10 protein-coding genes are annotated in these 15,424 nt (G+C 52.9%); 8 read left to right on the forward strand and 2 right to left on the reverse strand.

Annotated features, from left to right (window positions below; all coding sequences use genetic code 11):
• The first annotated feature begins 67 nt into the window (after window positions 1–67).
• The 8 genes from mdtA (at window position 68) to sseK (ending at window position 14,139) form a co-directional block, all read left to right on the forward strand.
• Window positions 68–1,309 carry a multidrug efflux RND transporter subunit MdtA gene (gene mdtA / locus F4V72_RS18940; RefSeq protein WP_136058199.1) on the forward strand — a complete coding sequence of 414 codons (1,242 nt, stop codon included), beginning with the start codon at window positions 68–70 and terminating at the stop codon, window positions 1,307–1,309.
• Window positions 1,309–4,431, forward strand: coding sequence for a multidrug efflux RND transporter permease subunit MdtB (gene mdtB, locus F4V72_RS18945; RefSeq protein ID WP_150342494.1), 3,123 nt, complete (start codon window positions 1,309–1,311; stop codon window positions 4,429–4,431). The genes mdtA and mdtB overlap by 1 nt, the downstream gene beginning before the upstream one ends.
• On the forward strand, window positions 4,432–7,512 hold the full coding sequence (gene mdtC / locus F4V72_RS18950) for a multidrug efflux RND transporter permease subunit MdtC (RefSeq protein WP_150342495.1): 3,081 nt from the start codon (window positions 4,432–4,434) through the stop codon (window positions 7,510–7,512).
• On the forward strand, window positions 7,509–8,921 hold the full coding sequence (locus tag F4V72_RS18955) for an MFS transporter (protein ID WP_136058198.1): 1,413 nt from the start codon (window positions 7,509–7,511) through the stop codon (window positions 8,919–8,921). Before mdtC ends, F4V72_RS18955 begins: the two co-directional genes overlap by 4 nt.
• Window positions 8,921–10,324, forward strand: coding sequence for a two-component system sensor histidine kinase BaeS (baeS, locus tag F4V72_RS18960; protein ID WP_136058197.1), 1,404 nt, complete (start codon window positions 8,921–8,923; stop codon window positions 10,322–10,324). Before F4V72_RS18955 ends, baeS begins: the two co-directional genes overlap by 1 nt.
• The gene (gene baeR, locus F4V72_RS18965) at window positions 10,321–11,043 is read left to right on the forward strand and encodes a two-component system response regulator BaeR (RefSeq protein ID WP_023248275.1); all 723 of its coding nucleotides are present in this window, start codon (window positions 10,321–10,323) and stop codon (window positions 11,041–11,043) included. Before baeS ends, baeR begins: the two co-directional genes overlap by 4 nt.
• A 149-nt stretch (window positions 11,044–11,192) precedes the next feature.
• Window positions 11,193–12,554 (forward strand): tRNA 5-hydroxyuridine modification protein YegQ, encoded by a 1,362-nt coding sequence (gene yegQ, locus F4V72_RS18970; protein WP_053528926.1) that lies wholly within the window; start codon window positions 11,193–11,195, stop codon window positions 12,552–12,554.
• A 529-nt stretch (window positions 12,555–13,083) separates the two neighbouring features.
• Entirely contained in the window at window positions 13,084–14,139 is a 1,056-nt protein-coding gene (gene sseK / locus F4V72_RS18975) for a type III secretion system effector arginine glycosyltransferase (RefSeq protein WP_136058608.1), read from the forward strand.
• A gap of 26 nt (window positions 14,140–14,165) precedes the next feature.
• Here sseK and F4V72_RS18980 read toward each other — a convergent pair whose 3' ends face one another.
• Window positions 14,166–14,582, reverse strand: a complete 417-nt coding sequence (locus tag F4V72_RS18980; RefSeq protein ID WP_023248278.1) for a CesT family type III secretion system chaperone — start codon at window positions 14,580–14,582, stop codon at window positions 14,166–14,168.
• A gap of 118 nt (window positions 14,583–14,700) precedes the next feature.
• On the reverse strand, window positions 14,701–15,036 hold the full coding sequence (locus F4V72_RS18985; RefSeq protein WP_053528859.1) for a hypothetical protein: 336 nt from the start codon (window positions 15,034–15,036) through the stop codon (window positions 14,701–14,703).
• Window positions 15,037–15,424 lie beyond the last annotated feature (388 nt).

Raw genomic sequence — 15,424 nt, forward strand, 5'->3', positions numbered from 1 at the left:
TTCCCTGCTGACTACAATAGAGGGAGCAACATTCCGCAAAACGTTTCAGGATGAGAAACTTATCACGATGAAAGGCAGTAACACTTTCCGCTGGGCAATAGCGATTGGAGTAGTTGTGGCCGCCGCCGCATTCTGGTTCTGGCATAGCCGTAGCGAAAGCCCGACCGCCGCGCCGGGCATCGCCGCGCAAGCGCCGCATACCGCCGCCGCAGGTCGCCGCGGTATGCGCGACGGCCCTCTGCCGCCGGTACAGGCCGCGACCGCGACCACGCAGGCCGTACCGCGCTATCTGAGCGGGCTGGGTACCGTGACCGCCGCGAATACCGTTACGGTGCGTAGCCGCGTGGACGGTCAACTCATCGCCCTGCACTTTCAGGAAGGTCAGCAGGTCAACGCAGGCGATCTGCTGGCGCAAATCGATCCCAGCCAATTTAAGGTCGCCCTGGCGCAGGCGCAGGGACAGTTGGCGAAAGATAACGCTACGCTGGCAAATGCGCGTCGGGATCTGGCGCGCTATCAGCAACTGGCAAAAACCAATCTGGTTTCCCGCCAGGAACTGGATGCGCAACAGGCGCTGGTCAACGAAACCCAGGGGACAATTAAAGCGGATGAAGCCAATGTCGCCAGCGCACAGTTACAGCTCGACTGGAGTCGTATCACTGCCCCGGTCTCGGGGCGCGTGGGTCTGAAACAGGTGGATGTCGGCAACCAGATTTCCAGCAGCGATACCGCGGGTATTGTCGTCATTACGCAAACGCACCCGATTGATCTCATTTTTACTCTGCCGGAAAGCGATATCGCGACCGTGGTTCAGGCGCAAAAAGCGGGGAAAACTCTGACCGTAGAAGCCTGGGATCGGACTAACTCGCACAAATTGAGCGAAGGCGTATTGCTCAGTCTGGACAACCAGATTGATCCCACGACGGGAACGATCAAAATTAAAGCGCGCTTTACGAATCAGGACGATACGCTGTTCCCTAATCAATTTGTGAACGCCCGGATGCTGGTCGATACCGAACAAAATGCCGTTGTGGTGCCTGCCGCGGCGGTGCAGATGGGCAATGAGGGCCACTTTGTGTGGGTGCTGAACAACGAAAATAACGTCAGCAAGAAGCGGGTAAAAGTCGGTACTCAGGATAACCGAAACGTGGTAATCAGCGCAGGATTGTCGGCAGGCGATCGCGTCGTTACCGATGGTATTGATCGGCTGACGGAAGGTGCAAAAGTCGAGGTTGTTGAGCCGCAAACCACCATGGCGGATGAAAAATCACCTTCCCGCCATGAGGGGCAAAAAGGAGCGCGCGCCTGATGCAGGTATTACCTCCGGGCAGTACGGGCGGCCCGTCGCGCCTGTTTATTCTGCGCCCCGTCGCCACCACGCTGCTGATGGCGGCGATTTTACTCGCCGGGATTATCGGCTATCGCTTCCTGCCCGTCGCCGCTTTGCCGGAGGTCGACTACCCCACTATTCAGGTTGTTACGCTCTACCCTGGTGCCAGTCCGGATGTGATGACCTCCGCCGTTACCGCGCCGCTTGAGCGCCAGTTCGGCCAGATGTCAGGACTTAAGCAGATGTCGTCGCAAAGCTCCGGCGGTGCATCGGTGGTGACGCTACAGTTTCAGTTGACGCTGCCGCTGGACGTTGCCGAGCAGGAAGTACAGGCGGCGATTAACGCAGCCACCAATTTATTGCCTTCCGACCTGCCGAATCCGCCGATTTACAGCAAAGTCAATCCGGCGGACCCGCCGATTATGACGCTTGCCGTCACCTCAAACGCGATGCCGATGACACAGGTAGAGGACATGGTAGAAACCCGCGTGGCGCAGAAGATCTCGCGGGTCTCCGGTGTCGGGCTGGTGACGCTTGCCGGCGGGCAGCGCCCTGCGGTACGCGTAAAACTGAATGCTCAGGCTATCGCCGCGCTCGGTCTGACCAGCGAAACTATCCGTACCGCAATTACCGGTGCCAACGTCAACTCGGCGAAAGGCAGTCTGGATGGCCCCGAACGGGCGGTGACGCTTTCTGCTAACGATCAGATGCAGTCTGCCGACGAATACCGCAGGCTTATCATCGCGTATCAAAACGGCGCGCCGGTACGACTGGGCGACGTCGCTACCGTCGAACAGGGGGCGGAAAATAGCTGGCTCGGCGCATGGGCGAATCAAGCGCCAGCTATCGTGATGAATGTTCAACGCCAGCCCGGCGCCAATATCATTGCGACAGCGGACAGCATTCGCCAGATGCTGCCCCAGCTTACCGAAAGCCTGCCAAAATCGGTGAAGGTCACGGTCCTGTCCGATCGCACCACCAATATTCGCGCTTCCGTGCGCGATACCCAGTTTGAACTGATGCTGGCGATCGCGTTGGTCGTCATGATTATCTATCTGTTTTTACGCAATATTCCTGCCACAATTATTCCCGGCGTCGCCGTACCGCTGTCGCTTATCGGCACCTTTGCGGTGATGGTATTTTTGGATTTTTCCATTAATAACCTGACGCTGATGGCGCTCACTATCGCCACGGGTTTCGTGGTGGATGATGCGATCGTGGTGATCGAAAACATCTCACGCTACATCGAAAAAGGAGAAAAACCGCTGGCGGCGGCGCTCAAAGGCGCGGGTGAAATCGGCTTTACCATTATTTCCCTCACCTTTTCACTGATTGCGGTACTGATCCCGTTGCTCTTTATGGGCGATATTGTTGGTCGACTGTTCCGCGAATTTGCAGTGACGTTGGCGGTAGCGATTTTGATCTCCGCCGTCGTCTCTTTGACGCTAACGCCCATGATGTGCGCGCGTATGCTCAGCCAGCAATCTCTGCGTAAACAAAATCGCTTTTCCCGCGCCTGCGAGCGGGTGTTTGAACGCGTGATCGCCAGCTACGGACGCGGATTAGCGAAAGTGCTCAACCATCCATGGCTCACATTGAGCGTGGCATTCGCTACGCTCCTGCTCAGCGTTATGCTGTGGATAGTCATCCCGAAAGGGTTCTTTCCGGTACAGGATAACGGCATTATCCAGGGGACTCTGCAGGCGCCGCAATCGTCATCGTATGCCAGTATGGCGCAACGTCAGCGCCAGGTGGCCGAGCGGATATTACAGGACCCGGCGGTGCAAAGCCTGACTACTTTTGTTGGCGTAGACGGCGCTAATCCCACGCTGAATAGCGCGCGCCTGCAAATTAACCTCAAGCCGCTGGATGCGCGTGATGACCGCGTACAACAGGTAATTTCCCGGCTGCAAACCGCCGTGGCGACGATTCCCGGCGTGGCGCTGTATCTCCAGCCGACGCAGGATTTAACCATCGACACGCAGGTCAGCCGCACCCAGTATCAGTTTACCCTGCAGGCCACTACGCTCGATGCGCTCAGCTACTGGGTGCCAAAACTGCTGAACGCGTTACAGTCGTCGCCACAGCTCTCTGAGGTAAGCAGTGACTGGCAAGATCGGGGATTAGCGGCCTGGGTGAATGTCGACCGCGACAGCGCCAGCCGTCTGGGTATCAGCATGGCGGATGTGGATAACGCGCTCTACAACGCGTTCGGACAACGCCTGATTTCAACGATTTATACCCAGGCGAACCAGTACCGCGTCGTGCTGGAACATAATACCGCCAGCACGCCGGGACTGGCGGCGCTGGAGACGATTCGCCTGACGAGTCGCGACGGCGGCACCGTACCGCTCAGCGCGATTGCCAGCATTGAGCAGCGCTTCGCCCCGCTCTCCCTCAATCATTTAGATCAGTTCCCGGTCACGACATTTTCGTTTAACGTGCCGGAGGGCTATTCGCTCGGAGATGCGGTGCAGGCGATTCTCGATACGGAAAAAACGCTCGCCCTGCCAGCGGATATTACAACGCAGTTTCAGGGCAGTACGCTCGCCTTCCAGGCGGCGCTGGGCAGCACCGTCTGGCTTATTGTCGCCGCCGTGGTGGCGATGTATATCGTGCTCGGCGTGCTGTATGAGAGTTTTATCCATCCGATCACGATTCTCTCAACGCTGCCTACGGCGGGCGTCGGCGCGCTGCTGGCGCTGATAATCGCTGGTAGCGAGCTCGATATTATCGCCATTATCGGCATTATTTTGCTGATCGGCATCGTGAAGAAAAACGCCATCATGATGATTGACTTCGCCCTCGCCGCCGAACGCGAACAGGGGATGAGTCCGCGCGACGCTATCTTCCAGGCTTGTCTGCTGCGTTTTCGACCGATTCTGATGACCACGCTGGCGGCGCTGCTCGGGGCATTGCCATTAATGTTGAGTACCGGCGTTGGCGCGGAATTACGTCGCCCGTTGGGGATCGCGATGGTGGGCGGCTTACTGGTCAGTCAAGTATTAACTCTGTTTACCACACCGGTGATTTATCTCCTGTTTGACCGCCTGTCGCTGTACGTGAAAAGCCGCTTTCCGCGCCATAAAGAGGAGGCGTAGATGCGCTTTTTCGCCCTTTTCATCTACCGCCCGGTCGCCACCATTTTGATTGCCGCCGCCATTACGCTGTGCGGTATTCTGGGCTTTCGACTGCTGCCGGTCGCCCCGCTGCCGCAGGTCGATTTCCCGGTGATTATGGTTAGCGCCTCGCTGCCGGGTGCCTCGCCGGAAACCATGGCTTCGTCGGTGGCGACACCGTTGGAACGTTCTTTGGGACGCATTGCTGGTGTCAATGAAATGACCTCCAGCAGCTCGCTCGGCAGTACGCGTATTATTCTCGAATTTAATTTTGACCGTGATATTAACGGCGCGGCGCGCGACGTGCAGGCCGCCATCAACGCCGCGCAAAGCGTGTTGCCAGGCGGAATGCCCAGCCGCCCGACTTATCGCAAGGCCAACCCGTCCGACGCGCCGATTATGATTTTAACGCTCACCTCGGATAGCTGGTCACAGGGCGAACTGTATGATTTCGCCTCTACCCAACTGGCGCAAACCATCGCGCAAATTGACGGCGTCGGCGATGTTGACGTCGGCGGCAGCTCCCTGCCTGCGGTACGCGTAAGCTTAAACCCGCAGGCGCTCTTTAACCAGGGCGTCTCGCTGGATGAGGTCCGCGAAGCGATCAACAGCGCCAACGTACGCCGACCGCAAGGCGCAATTGAAGATAGCGTCCACCGCTGGCAAATACAGACCAACGACGAACTGAAAACCGCCGCCGAATACCAGCCGCTGATTATTCACTATAACAACGGCGCGGCGGTACGCCTGGGCGATGTCGCCAGCGTCACCGACTCGGTACAGGATGTCCGTAACGCCGGGATGACGAACGCTAAGCCCGCTATTTTATTGATGATTCGCAAGCTGCCGGAGGCCAACATTATTCAGACGGTAGACGGCATCCGGGCAAAACTGCCGGAACTGCGGGCAATGATCCCCGCCGCTATCGATTTACAAATCGCCCAGGATCGTTCGCCGACGATTCGCGCGTCGCTGCAAGAGGTAGAAGAGACGCTGGCTATCTCTGTCGCGCTGGTGATCCTGGTGGTGTTTTTATTCCTGCGTTCCGGGCGCGCCACGCTAATCCCCGCCGTCGCCGTTCCCGTTTCGCTCATCGGCACCTTCGCCGCCATGTATCTGTGCGGCTTCAGCCTCAACAATCTGTCGCTGATGGCGCTGACTATCGCGACCGGATTTGTCGTTGATGATGCCATTGTGGTGCTGGAAAATATCGCCCGCCATCTGGAGGCGGGAATGAAACCTTTGCAGGCGGCATTACAGGGTACGCGGGAAGTCGGGTTTACGGTTATCTCCATGAGTCTGTCGCTGGTGGCGGTATTTCTGCCGCTGCTGTTAATGGGTGGCCTGCCGGGGCGGTTATTACGGGAATTCGCCGTCACCCTCTCGGTGGCGATTGGCATTTCTCTGGTGGTCTCGCTCACGCTGACGCCGATGATGTGCGGCTGGATGCTTAAATCAAGCAAACCGCGCACCCAGCCGCGTAAACGGGGCGTTGGCCGTCTGCTGGTCGCCTTGCAACAAGGTTACGGCACCTCGTTAAAATGGGTGCTCAACCATACGCGTCTGGTCGGCGGGGTTTTTCTTGGCACCATTGCGCTGAACATCTGGCTTTATATCGCCATTCCTAAAACATTCTTTCCGGAGCAGGACACCGGCGTGCTGATGGGCGGTATTCAGGCTGACCAGAGCATCTCTTTCCAGGCCATGCGCGGCAAGCTGCAGGATTTTATGAAAATTATTCGCGACGATCCGGCGGTGAATAATGTCACCGGTTTTACCGGCGGATCGCGGGTGAATAGCGGCATGATGTTTATTACGCTGAAGCCGCGCGGCGAACGTAAAGAGACGGCGCAGCAAATCATTGACCGACTGCGGGCCAAACTGGCAAAAGAACCCGGCGCCAGGCTGTTTCTGATGGCGGTACAGGATATTCGCGTCGGCGGGCGTCAGGCTAACGCCAGTTATCAATATACGTTGCTGTCTGACTCCCTGACGGCGCTGCGCGAATGGGAGCCGAAAATACGCAAAGCGCTCTCGGCCCTGTCGCAACTGGCGGACGTTAACTCCGACCAGCAGGATAACGGCGCGGAGATGAACCTTATCTACGACCGCGACACCATGTCACGGCTGGGCATTGATGTTCAGGCCGCAAACAGTCTGTTAAATAATGCTTTCGGCCAGCGGCAAATTTCCACCATTTATCAGCCGATGAACCAGTATAAAGTGGTGATGGAAGTCGATCCGCGCTATAGCCAGGATATCAGCGCGCTGGATAAAATGTTTGTTATCAACCGTGACGGAAAAGCGATCCCCCTCTCTTATTTCGCCCAATGGCGGCCCGCCAATGCGCCGCTGTCGGTGAACCATCAGGGGCTTTCCGCGGCGTCCACGATTGCCTTTAACCTGCCGACCGGCACATCGTTATCGCAGGCGACGGAAGCCATTAATCGCACCATGACGCAGCTTGGCGTTCCCCCGACAGTACGCGGCAGTTTTTCCGGAACGGCGCAAGTCTTCCAGCAGACCATGAATTCACAGCTTATTTTGATAGTGGCGGCGATCGCTACCGTCTACATTGTGCTGGGGATACTGTACGAAAGCTACGTCCATCCGCTGACCATTCTCTCTACTCTGCCATCGGCGGGCGTTGGGGCGCTTCTGGCGCTGGAACTCTTCAATGCCCCTTTCAGCCTAATCGCCCTGATAGGGATCATGCTATTAATTGGCATTGTGAAGAAAAATGCCATTATGATGGTCGATTTTGCGCTTGAAGCGCAACGACGCGGCGGCCTGACGCCAGAACAAGCCATTTTCCAGGCCTGCTTGTTACGCTTCCGTCCAATAATGATGACCACGCTGGCGGCGCTGTTCGGCGCACTGCCATTGGTGTTATCTGGCGGAGACGGTTCGGAATTACGGCAGCCGCTGGGGATAACCATTGTCGGCGGTTTGGTCATGAGTCAGCTCCTGACGCTCTATACCACGCCGGTGGTGTACCTCTTTTTCGATCGTCTGCGGCTGCGTTTTTCGCGTAAAAATAGCAAACCGGTAGTAGAGATATGACAGAACTTCCTGACAACACCCGCTGGCAACTCTGGATTGTGGCATTCGGCTTTTTTATGCAGTCGCTGGATACCACCATCGTCAACACTGCGCTGCCCTCCATGGCGAAAAGCCTGGGGGAAAGCCCGCTGCATATGCACATGGTAGTGGTGTCATATGTTCTCACCGTCGCCGTGATGCTCCCCGCCAGCGGCTGGCTGGCAGATAAAATCGGCGTGCGTAATATTTTCTTTGCCGCTATCGTGCTGTTCACTCTGGGTTCGCTGTTTTGCGCCCTCTCCGGCACGCTTAATCAACTGGTATTAGCGCGGGTTTTACAAGGCGTAGGCGGCGCGATGATGGTGCCGGTGGGACGCCTGACGGTCATGAAAATCGTGCCGCGTGCGCAATATATGGCGGCGATGACCTTCGTCACCCTGCCAGGCCAGGTAGGGCCGTTACTCGGCCCCGCGCTGGGCGGGGTGCTGGTGGAATATGCTTCATGGCACTGGATCTTTCTGATCAATATCCCGGTAGGAATTGTCGGCGCTATCGCGACCTTTATGCTGATGCCGAACTACACCATAGAAACCCGGCGCTTTGACCTGCCGGGGTTCCTGCTGCTAGCCATCGGCATGGCGGTACTGACGCTGGCGCTGGACGGTAGTAAAAACATGGGGATCACGTCCTGGACATTAGCCGGACTTGCTGCGGGCGGCGCGGCAGCAATTCTGCTCTATCTCCTTCATGCTAAAAAAAACTCAGGCGCGTTATTCAGCCTGCGATTGTTCCGTACGCCCACGTTTTCACTGGGGTTGCTGGGCAGTTTTGCCGGGCGTATCGGCAGCGGTATGCTGCCGTTTATTACGCCGGTCTTTTTGCAGATTGGTCTCGGTTTTTCACCGTTTCATGCCGGCTTGATGATGATCCCCATGGTGCTGGGCAGCATGGGAATGAAGCGGATTGTGGTGCAGATAGTTAACCGTTTTGGCTATCGTCGGGTTCTGGTGGCGACCACGCTCGGACTGGCATTGGTTAGCCTGCTGTTTATGTCGGTCGCGCTGCTCGGCTGGTATTATCTCCTGCCGCTGGTACTGCTTTTGCAGGGAATGGTGAACTCGGCGCGTTTTTCTTCCATGAATACCCTAACGCTAAAAGACCTTCCCGATACGCTGGCCAGCAGCGGCAATAGCTTATTATCGATGATTATGCAGCTCTCGATGAGTATCGGCGTCACTATTGCCGGAATGCTGCTGGGTATGTTTGGTCAACAGCATATTGGTATAGACAGTAGCGCCACACATCACGTCTTTATGTACACCTGGCTATGTATGGCGGTTATTATCGCGCTACCGGCGATAATTTTTTCCCGCGTACCGAACGATACACAGCAAAACATGGTCATTTCACGGCGTAAAAGGAGCCTGTAATGAAAGTCTGGCGGCCCGGAATCACCGGCAAGCTGTTTCTGGCGATTTTCGCCACCTGCATCGTGCTGCTGATCAGTATGCATTGGGCCGTACGCGTCAGTTTTGAACGCGGATTTATTGACTATATCAAACACGGTAACGAGCAGCGGCTACAAATGCTGGGCGATGCGCTGGGCGACCAGTACCAGCAACACGGCAACTGGCGTTTTTTACGCAACAACGATCGCTTCGTTTTCCAGATTCTGCGTTCATTTGAGCATGACAACGACCGGGATAAACCCGGCCCCGGTATGCCGCCGCACGGTTGGCGCACCCAGTTCTGGGTCGTCGATCAAAATGGCCGTGTGCTGGTCGGCCCACGCGGTCCGGTGCCGCATGACGGTACTCGCCGGCCCATTCTGGTCAATGGCGCCGAAGTCGGCGCGGTTATCGCCTCTCCTGTCGAGCGGCTGACGCGCAATACGGATATTAATTTTGATAAGCAGCAGCGGCGCGCCAGTTGGATGATCGTGGCGTTATCAACGTTGCTGGCCGCGCTGGCGACGTTTTTGCTGGCGCGCGGCCTGCTCGCTCCGGTCAAACGGTTGGTCGAGGGTACGCACAGACTGGCGGCGGGAGATTTTACCACTCGCGTGACCCCAACCAGCGCCGATGAGCTGGGAAAACTGGCGCAGGACTTTAACCAGCTTGCCAGCACGCTGGAAAAAAACCAACAGATGCGCCGCGACTTTATGGCGGATATTTCCCACGAACTGCGCACGCCGCTGGCGGTATTGCGTGGCGAACTGGAAGCCATTCAGGATGGTGTTCGCCAGTTCACGCCGGAATCCGTTACCTCGCTACAGGCGGAAGTCGGTACGCTTACCAAACTGGTTGACGATCTGCATCAGCTTTCGTTGTCTGACGAGGGAGCGCTGGCTTACCAAAAAACTACCGTCGATCTTGTTCCCCTGTTGGAAGTCGCTGGCGGCGCGTTCAGAGAGCGTTTTACCAGCCGAGGGCTAACGCTACATTACGCATTGCCAGATAGCATGACCATCTTCGGCGACCCGGATCGCCTGATGCAACTGTTTAATAATCTGCTGGAAAACAGTCTGCGCTACACCGACAGCGGCGGCGGCCTGCATATTTCGGCCGAACAACGCGACAAATCATTATTCCTGACCTTTGCCGATTCTGCACCGGGCGTCAGCGATGAACAGTTACAAAAACTTTTTGAACGTTTTTACCGCACAGAAGTTTCCCGTAACCGCGCCAGCGGCGGTTCTGGACTGGGGCTGGCGATATGCGTCAATATTGTACACGCGCATAACGGTCATCTTCACGCCGCTCATTCGCCTTTTGGCGGGGTTAGCATTACAGTAGAGTTACCGCTGGATGGCGATTTACAGAGAGAAGTATGACTGAGTTACCCATTGATGAAAACACGCCGCGCATTTTGATTGTTGAAGATGAACCCAAGCTGGGACAGTTGCTTATCGACTACTTACGCGCGGCGAGTTACGCCCCCACGCTCATCAATCACGGCGACAAGGTACTGCCGTATGTGCGTCAAACGCCGCCGGATCTGATCCTGCTGGATCTGATGCTGCCGGGTACCGATGGTCTGACGTTATGCCGGGAGATTCGCCGTTTTTCCGACATCCCCATTGTGATGGTCACGGCCAAAATCGAAGAGATCGATCGGCTGCTTGGGCTGGAAATCGGCGCCGATGATTATATCTGTAAGCCTTATAGCCCGCGCGAAGTCGTGGCCCGCGTAAAAACGATTTTGCGCCGCTGTAAACCGCAGCGCGAACTCCAGCAGCAGGATGCCGAAAGCCCGTTAATGATTGATGAAAGCCGCTTTCAGGCCTCCTGGTGTGGTAAAGCGCTGGATTTAACCCCCGCTGAATTCCGTCTGCTAAAAACCTTATCGCTTGAACCGGGTAAAGTTTTTTCCCGCGAGCAGTTGTTAAATCACCTCTACGACGACTACCGTGTGGTGACCGATCGCACTATCGACAGTCACATTAAAAACCTGCGCCGCAAACTGGAATCGCTGGATGCCGAACAGTCATTTATACGTGCGGTCTACGGGGTGGGATATCGCTGGGAAGCAGACGCGTGCAGGATTATCTGATGGCGTTTCGCTTATCACGCCCACCATCCGGCGTTATCCTTTACCTCCCCGCGCCACAGCGCTACAATGCCCGCCCTTAAAGTGAGGACTCTCCTCCAGCCGCCTCATCAGGTGAGGCGGATCTGACCTGTCATCAGAACGAGAAAATGATGTTTAAACCAGAACTCCTTTCGCCGGCGGGAACGCTGAAAAACATGCGTTACGCTTTCGCTTACGGCGCCGATGCCGTCTATGCGGGCCAACCGCGCTACTCTTTACGCGTGCGTAATAACGAATTCAATCACGAAAATTTGCAGCTTGGCATCAACGAAGCCCACGCGCTCGGAAAAAAATTCTACGTGGTGGTGAACATCGCCCCGCATAACGCCAAGCTCAAAACCTTTATCCGTGACCTGAAACCCGTCGTCGAGATGGGCCCGGATGCGCTGATCATGTCCGATCCCGGGTTGATTATGCTGGTACGCGAGCACTTCCCGGCAATGCCGATTCATCTGTCGGTACAGGCTAACGCCGTAAACTGGGCGACGGTAAAATTCTGGCAGCAGATGGGGCTGACCCGTGTGATTCTCTCCCGCGAGCTGTCGCTGGAAGAGATTGAGGAAATTCGCCAACAGGTGCCGGATATGGAAATAGAAATTTTCGTCCACGGCGCGCTATGCATGGCCTACTCCGGCCGCTGCCTGCTTTCCGGCTACATCAACAAACGCGATCCGAACCAGGGCACCTGCACCAATGCCTGCCGTTGGGAATATAACGTGCAGGAAGGAAAAGAAGACGTTGTCGGCAACATCGTGCATAAGCACGAACCGATTCCGGTACAGAACGTTGAGCCGACGCTCGGTATCGGCGCGCCGACGGATAAAGTGTTTATGATAGAAGAAGCCCAAAGACCGGGCGAATACATGACCGCGTTCGAAGACGAGCATGGCACCTATATCATGAACTCAAAAGATTTGCGCGCTGTCGCCCACGTGGAGCGCCTGACGAAAATGGGCGTCCACTCGCTGAAAATCGAAGGCCGCACCAAATCCTTTTATTACTGCGCCCGTACCGCGCAGGTCTACCGTAAGGCCATCGACGATGCCGCCGCAGGTAAACCCTTCGACCCCACGCTGCTGGAAACGCTGGAAGGTCTGGCCCATCGCGGCTATACCGAAGGTTTCCTGCGTCGCCATACGCACGACGATTACCAGAACTACGAGTACGGGTACTCCGTTTCCGAACGCCAGCAATTTGTCGGCGAGTTCACCGGCGAGCGTAAAGGCCAACTGGCGGCCGTGGCGGTGAAGAATAAATTCTCCGTCGGCGATAGTCTGGAGCTGATGACGCCACAGGGAAATATCAATTTCACCCTGGAACAGATGGAGAATGCCAAAGGCGACGCTATGCCGGTGGCGCCTGGCGACGGCTATACCGTCTGGATGCCTGTCCCGCAGGATGTCAGGGTGGATTACGCACTATTGATGCGTAATTTCTCAGGCGAATCAACGCGTAACCCCCATGCTAAGTAGTTAATTGCGGTTATTTTTTCATGGCGGGAAGATTCTTAGAAATTGATCACATACCGCTTCGCTCAATACGGGTATTATTCAACGCGCTGAAAAACATAACCCATAAATGCTAGCTGTACCAGGAACCACCTCCTTGGCCTGCGTAATCTCCCTTACGCAGGCTTATTTTTTGCGTGTAATCCATAAAAAAAGCGGCACTTCCCACCACATCTAAATATTGACCACATTAACAAAAGCGCAAATGGGCACTTAGTTTAGCGTGACCTCCCTATTCATTGCCGACCCGCAAGTCATAACCCTCCCCGTATCCGGTCAGACTCAGGGCATAACATTCTGACGGCGACCAGGAAATGACATAGCATCAGGGCAAGAAGTGTGAAAATCATTCTGGAACAGGATATAATTTATTTCTTATTTTTACATTTAAAATCAATGAATTAAATCAATAACTGCTTTATGAGAAATTACACAAAAAGTTTACAACCTATTAAATTAAGGTTAAAAACTGATGATCGAAGAGTACAAGATTATGGCACGTTTTAATGCCGCTTTTGCAAGGATTAAAATAATGTTTTCCAGAATTAGAGGTTTGATTTCATGTCAAAGTAATACCCAAACCATCGCACCTACGATCAGCCCACCTTCATCAGGCCATGTAAGTTTTGCTGGGGTTGATTATCCTCTATTACCACTAGATCATCAAACACCGCTAGTTTTTCAGTGGCTTGAACGCAATCCAGATAGATTTGGTAAAAATGAAATTCCCATTATCAATACGCAGAAAAACCCTTACCTTAATAATATTATCAATGCTGCTATAATAGAAAAAGAAAGAATTATCGGTATTTTCGTTGATGGCGATTTTAGCAATGGACAAAAAAAAGCATTAGCTAAATTGGAAAAGGATTATAGAAACATAAAAGTTATTTATAACTCTGACCTTAATTATAGTATGTATGATAAAAAGTTAACGACCATTTATTTAGAAAACATCAGCAAACTGGAAGCTCAGTCAGCAAGTGAACGAGATGAAGTCTTGCTTAACGGAATAAAAAAAAGCCTGGAAGATGTCTTGAAAAACAATCCAGAGGAAACGCTTATTTCATCGCATAATAAATACAGTGGTCACTTATGGTTTGACTTCTACAGAAATCTTTTCATGCTAAAAGGAAGCAATGCATTTCTGGAAGCTGGCAAACCTGGTTGTCATCATCTGCAACCTGGAGGCGGGTGCATATATCTTGATGCAGACATGTTACTTACTGATAAACTGGGCATTTTGTATTTACCTGATGGTATTGCTATTCATGTAAGCCGTAAAGATAATCATGTTAGCCTTGAAAATGGAATTATTGCTGTTAACCGCAGCGAACATCCAGCATTAATAAAAGGGCTCGAAATTATGCACAGCAAACCTTATGGTGATCCCTATAATGATTGGCTCAGTAAAGGGTTGAGACATTATTTTAACGGCTCTCTTACACAAGATTATCACGCATTTTGTGATTTTATTGAATTTAAACATGATAATATCATTATGAACACAAGCTGTTTAACTGCCAGCTCATGGAGGAAATCGTTATAGCCCAGCTTTACTCATCATTCCCATCGTCACGTATAGTCAGTATCCAGAATTATTCCTTTATCCTGTAAAATGTGATACAAATTTTCCATTGACTTAATGACCACCTCAATTTCACACTCAAGTTTATCTACAGTACTTTCATTGAGTGAAAGATTGAGAGCCAGTAATAATGATTGTGAGTTATTCTCATAACACAAATGTGGTCCATTATTCTCTGCGAACCACAAATTAGCATTGAGAAACTCAAAAGCAAGATTATTATTATCCGGAAGCCTTCCGCAAAAACCGTATATCATTATATACTCGCTATTAGTACTTGACAGTAAGATACGGTAACAGTTATCTATAAGAAATGAGCATAACCTGTTTTCGTCAAAGACAATTGAATCTACATTTAATTTTAGTGAAAATTTTCTTAATAAGTGATCGGCTCTTGAATACATAACAACCTCATACTCTAAAAATTTCCATATAAGTCATAAGGCTCTGACCTGAGCACTTAAAACCATCGAATCATCTCCTGAATTCATCCTTTCTCTATGACTTGCTGTGTTTACACATTTATGGCCCGGCCGGTCGGGTTCTAACGGCATTTTCGCTAAGGTATAGTCCGGAGCATATTCCCATTAGACCAATACACCCCATGCCAAACGATGCGCCTAAAACCGTCAGGGCGGTAGTATATGTAGCACCGCTACTGACACTGGCGACAGCCCCTGAGCATACCCCACTGAAAATACCTGTAAACAATGCCGAGGTTCCCAGGCACATTAAACATCTGGGTTTATTGCCGTACGCGTGAAATTCAACGATTTCAGCTACTGGTTTTTCTTCATTACGCCGTTCAGAAGGAGGGAACAATGGCGTTTGCGCATTCACCGCTGGATTAACATTCATATAATTCCCCTTTCATTCTCTCTCTAAGTAGAAAACACTACATGTCAGTATGATTTCACTTATTGTATTTGTCAGAAAAGTGAAGCTCACAGCCCCTTTTTGGGTAAAAGTACGACAATAAGATACCTCTCTAAGCCATCATCTATATACGCTTTGTTTTATGGATAGCATAGTGAGCGTCTAATAGTGTGTCCTGGTTCTGCCAAAGCAGTCTAAGTAATATTTCGATTTTATGCTATTAAAAAGTATTTTTGGTAATAAATATCAGGTTATTATCTGATATTGTGGTGTTTGAATATTAATACTGATAACGGACGTATGGTCGTCTTGTTAATCCTCCGTTTCGTTATCAAAGGCGCTATATCGGAAAGCGTCTGACTGCCCCTTG

Source organism: Salmonella enterica subsp. diarizonae (assembly GCF_008692785.1).
Lineage (GTDB): Bacteria > Pseudomonadota > Gammaproteobacteria > Enterobacterales > Enterobacteriaceae > Salmonella > Salmonella diarizonae.

Coding starts and splice junctions, on each gene's coding strand:
- mdtA (WP_136058199.1), top strand. CDS start 68: ATGAAAGGCAGTAACACTTTCCGCTGGGCAATAGCGATTGGAGTAGTT.
- mdtB (WP_150342494.1), top strand. CDS start 1,309: ATGCAGGTATTACCTCCGGGCAGTACGGGCGGCCCGTCGCGCCTGTTT.
- mdtC (WP_150342495.1), top strand. CDS start 4,432: ATGCGCTTTTTCGCCCTTTTCATCTACCGCCCGGTCGCCACCATTTTG.
- F4V72_RS18955 (WP_136058198.1), top strand. CDS start 7,509: ATGACAGAACTTCCTGACAACACCCGCTGGCAACTCTGGATTGTGGCA.
- baeS (WP_136058197.1), top strand. CDS start 8,921: ATGAAAGTCTGGCGGCCCGGAATCACCGGCAAGCTGTTTCTGGCGATT.
- baeR (WP_023248275.1), top strand. CDS start 10,321: ATGACTGAGTTACCCATTGATGAAAACACGCCGCGCATTTTGATTGTT.
- yegQ (WP_053528926.1), top strand. CDS start 11,193: ATGTTTAAACCAGAACTCCTTTCGCCGGCGGGAACGCTGAAAAACATG.
- sseK (WP_136058608.1), top strand. CDS start 13,084: ATGGCACGTTTTAATGCCGCTTTTGCAAGGATTAAAATAATGTTTTCC.
- F4V72_RS18980 (WP_023248278.1), bottom strand. CDS start 14,582: ATGTATTCAAGAGCCGATCACTTATTAAGAAAATTTTCACTAAAATTA.
- F4V72_RS18985 (WP_053528859.1), bottom strand. CDS start 15,036: ATGAATGTTAATCCAGCGGTGAATGCGCAAACGCCATTGTTCCCTCCT.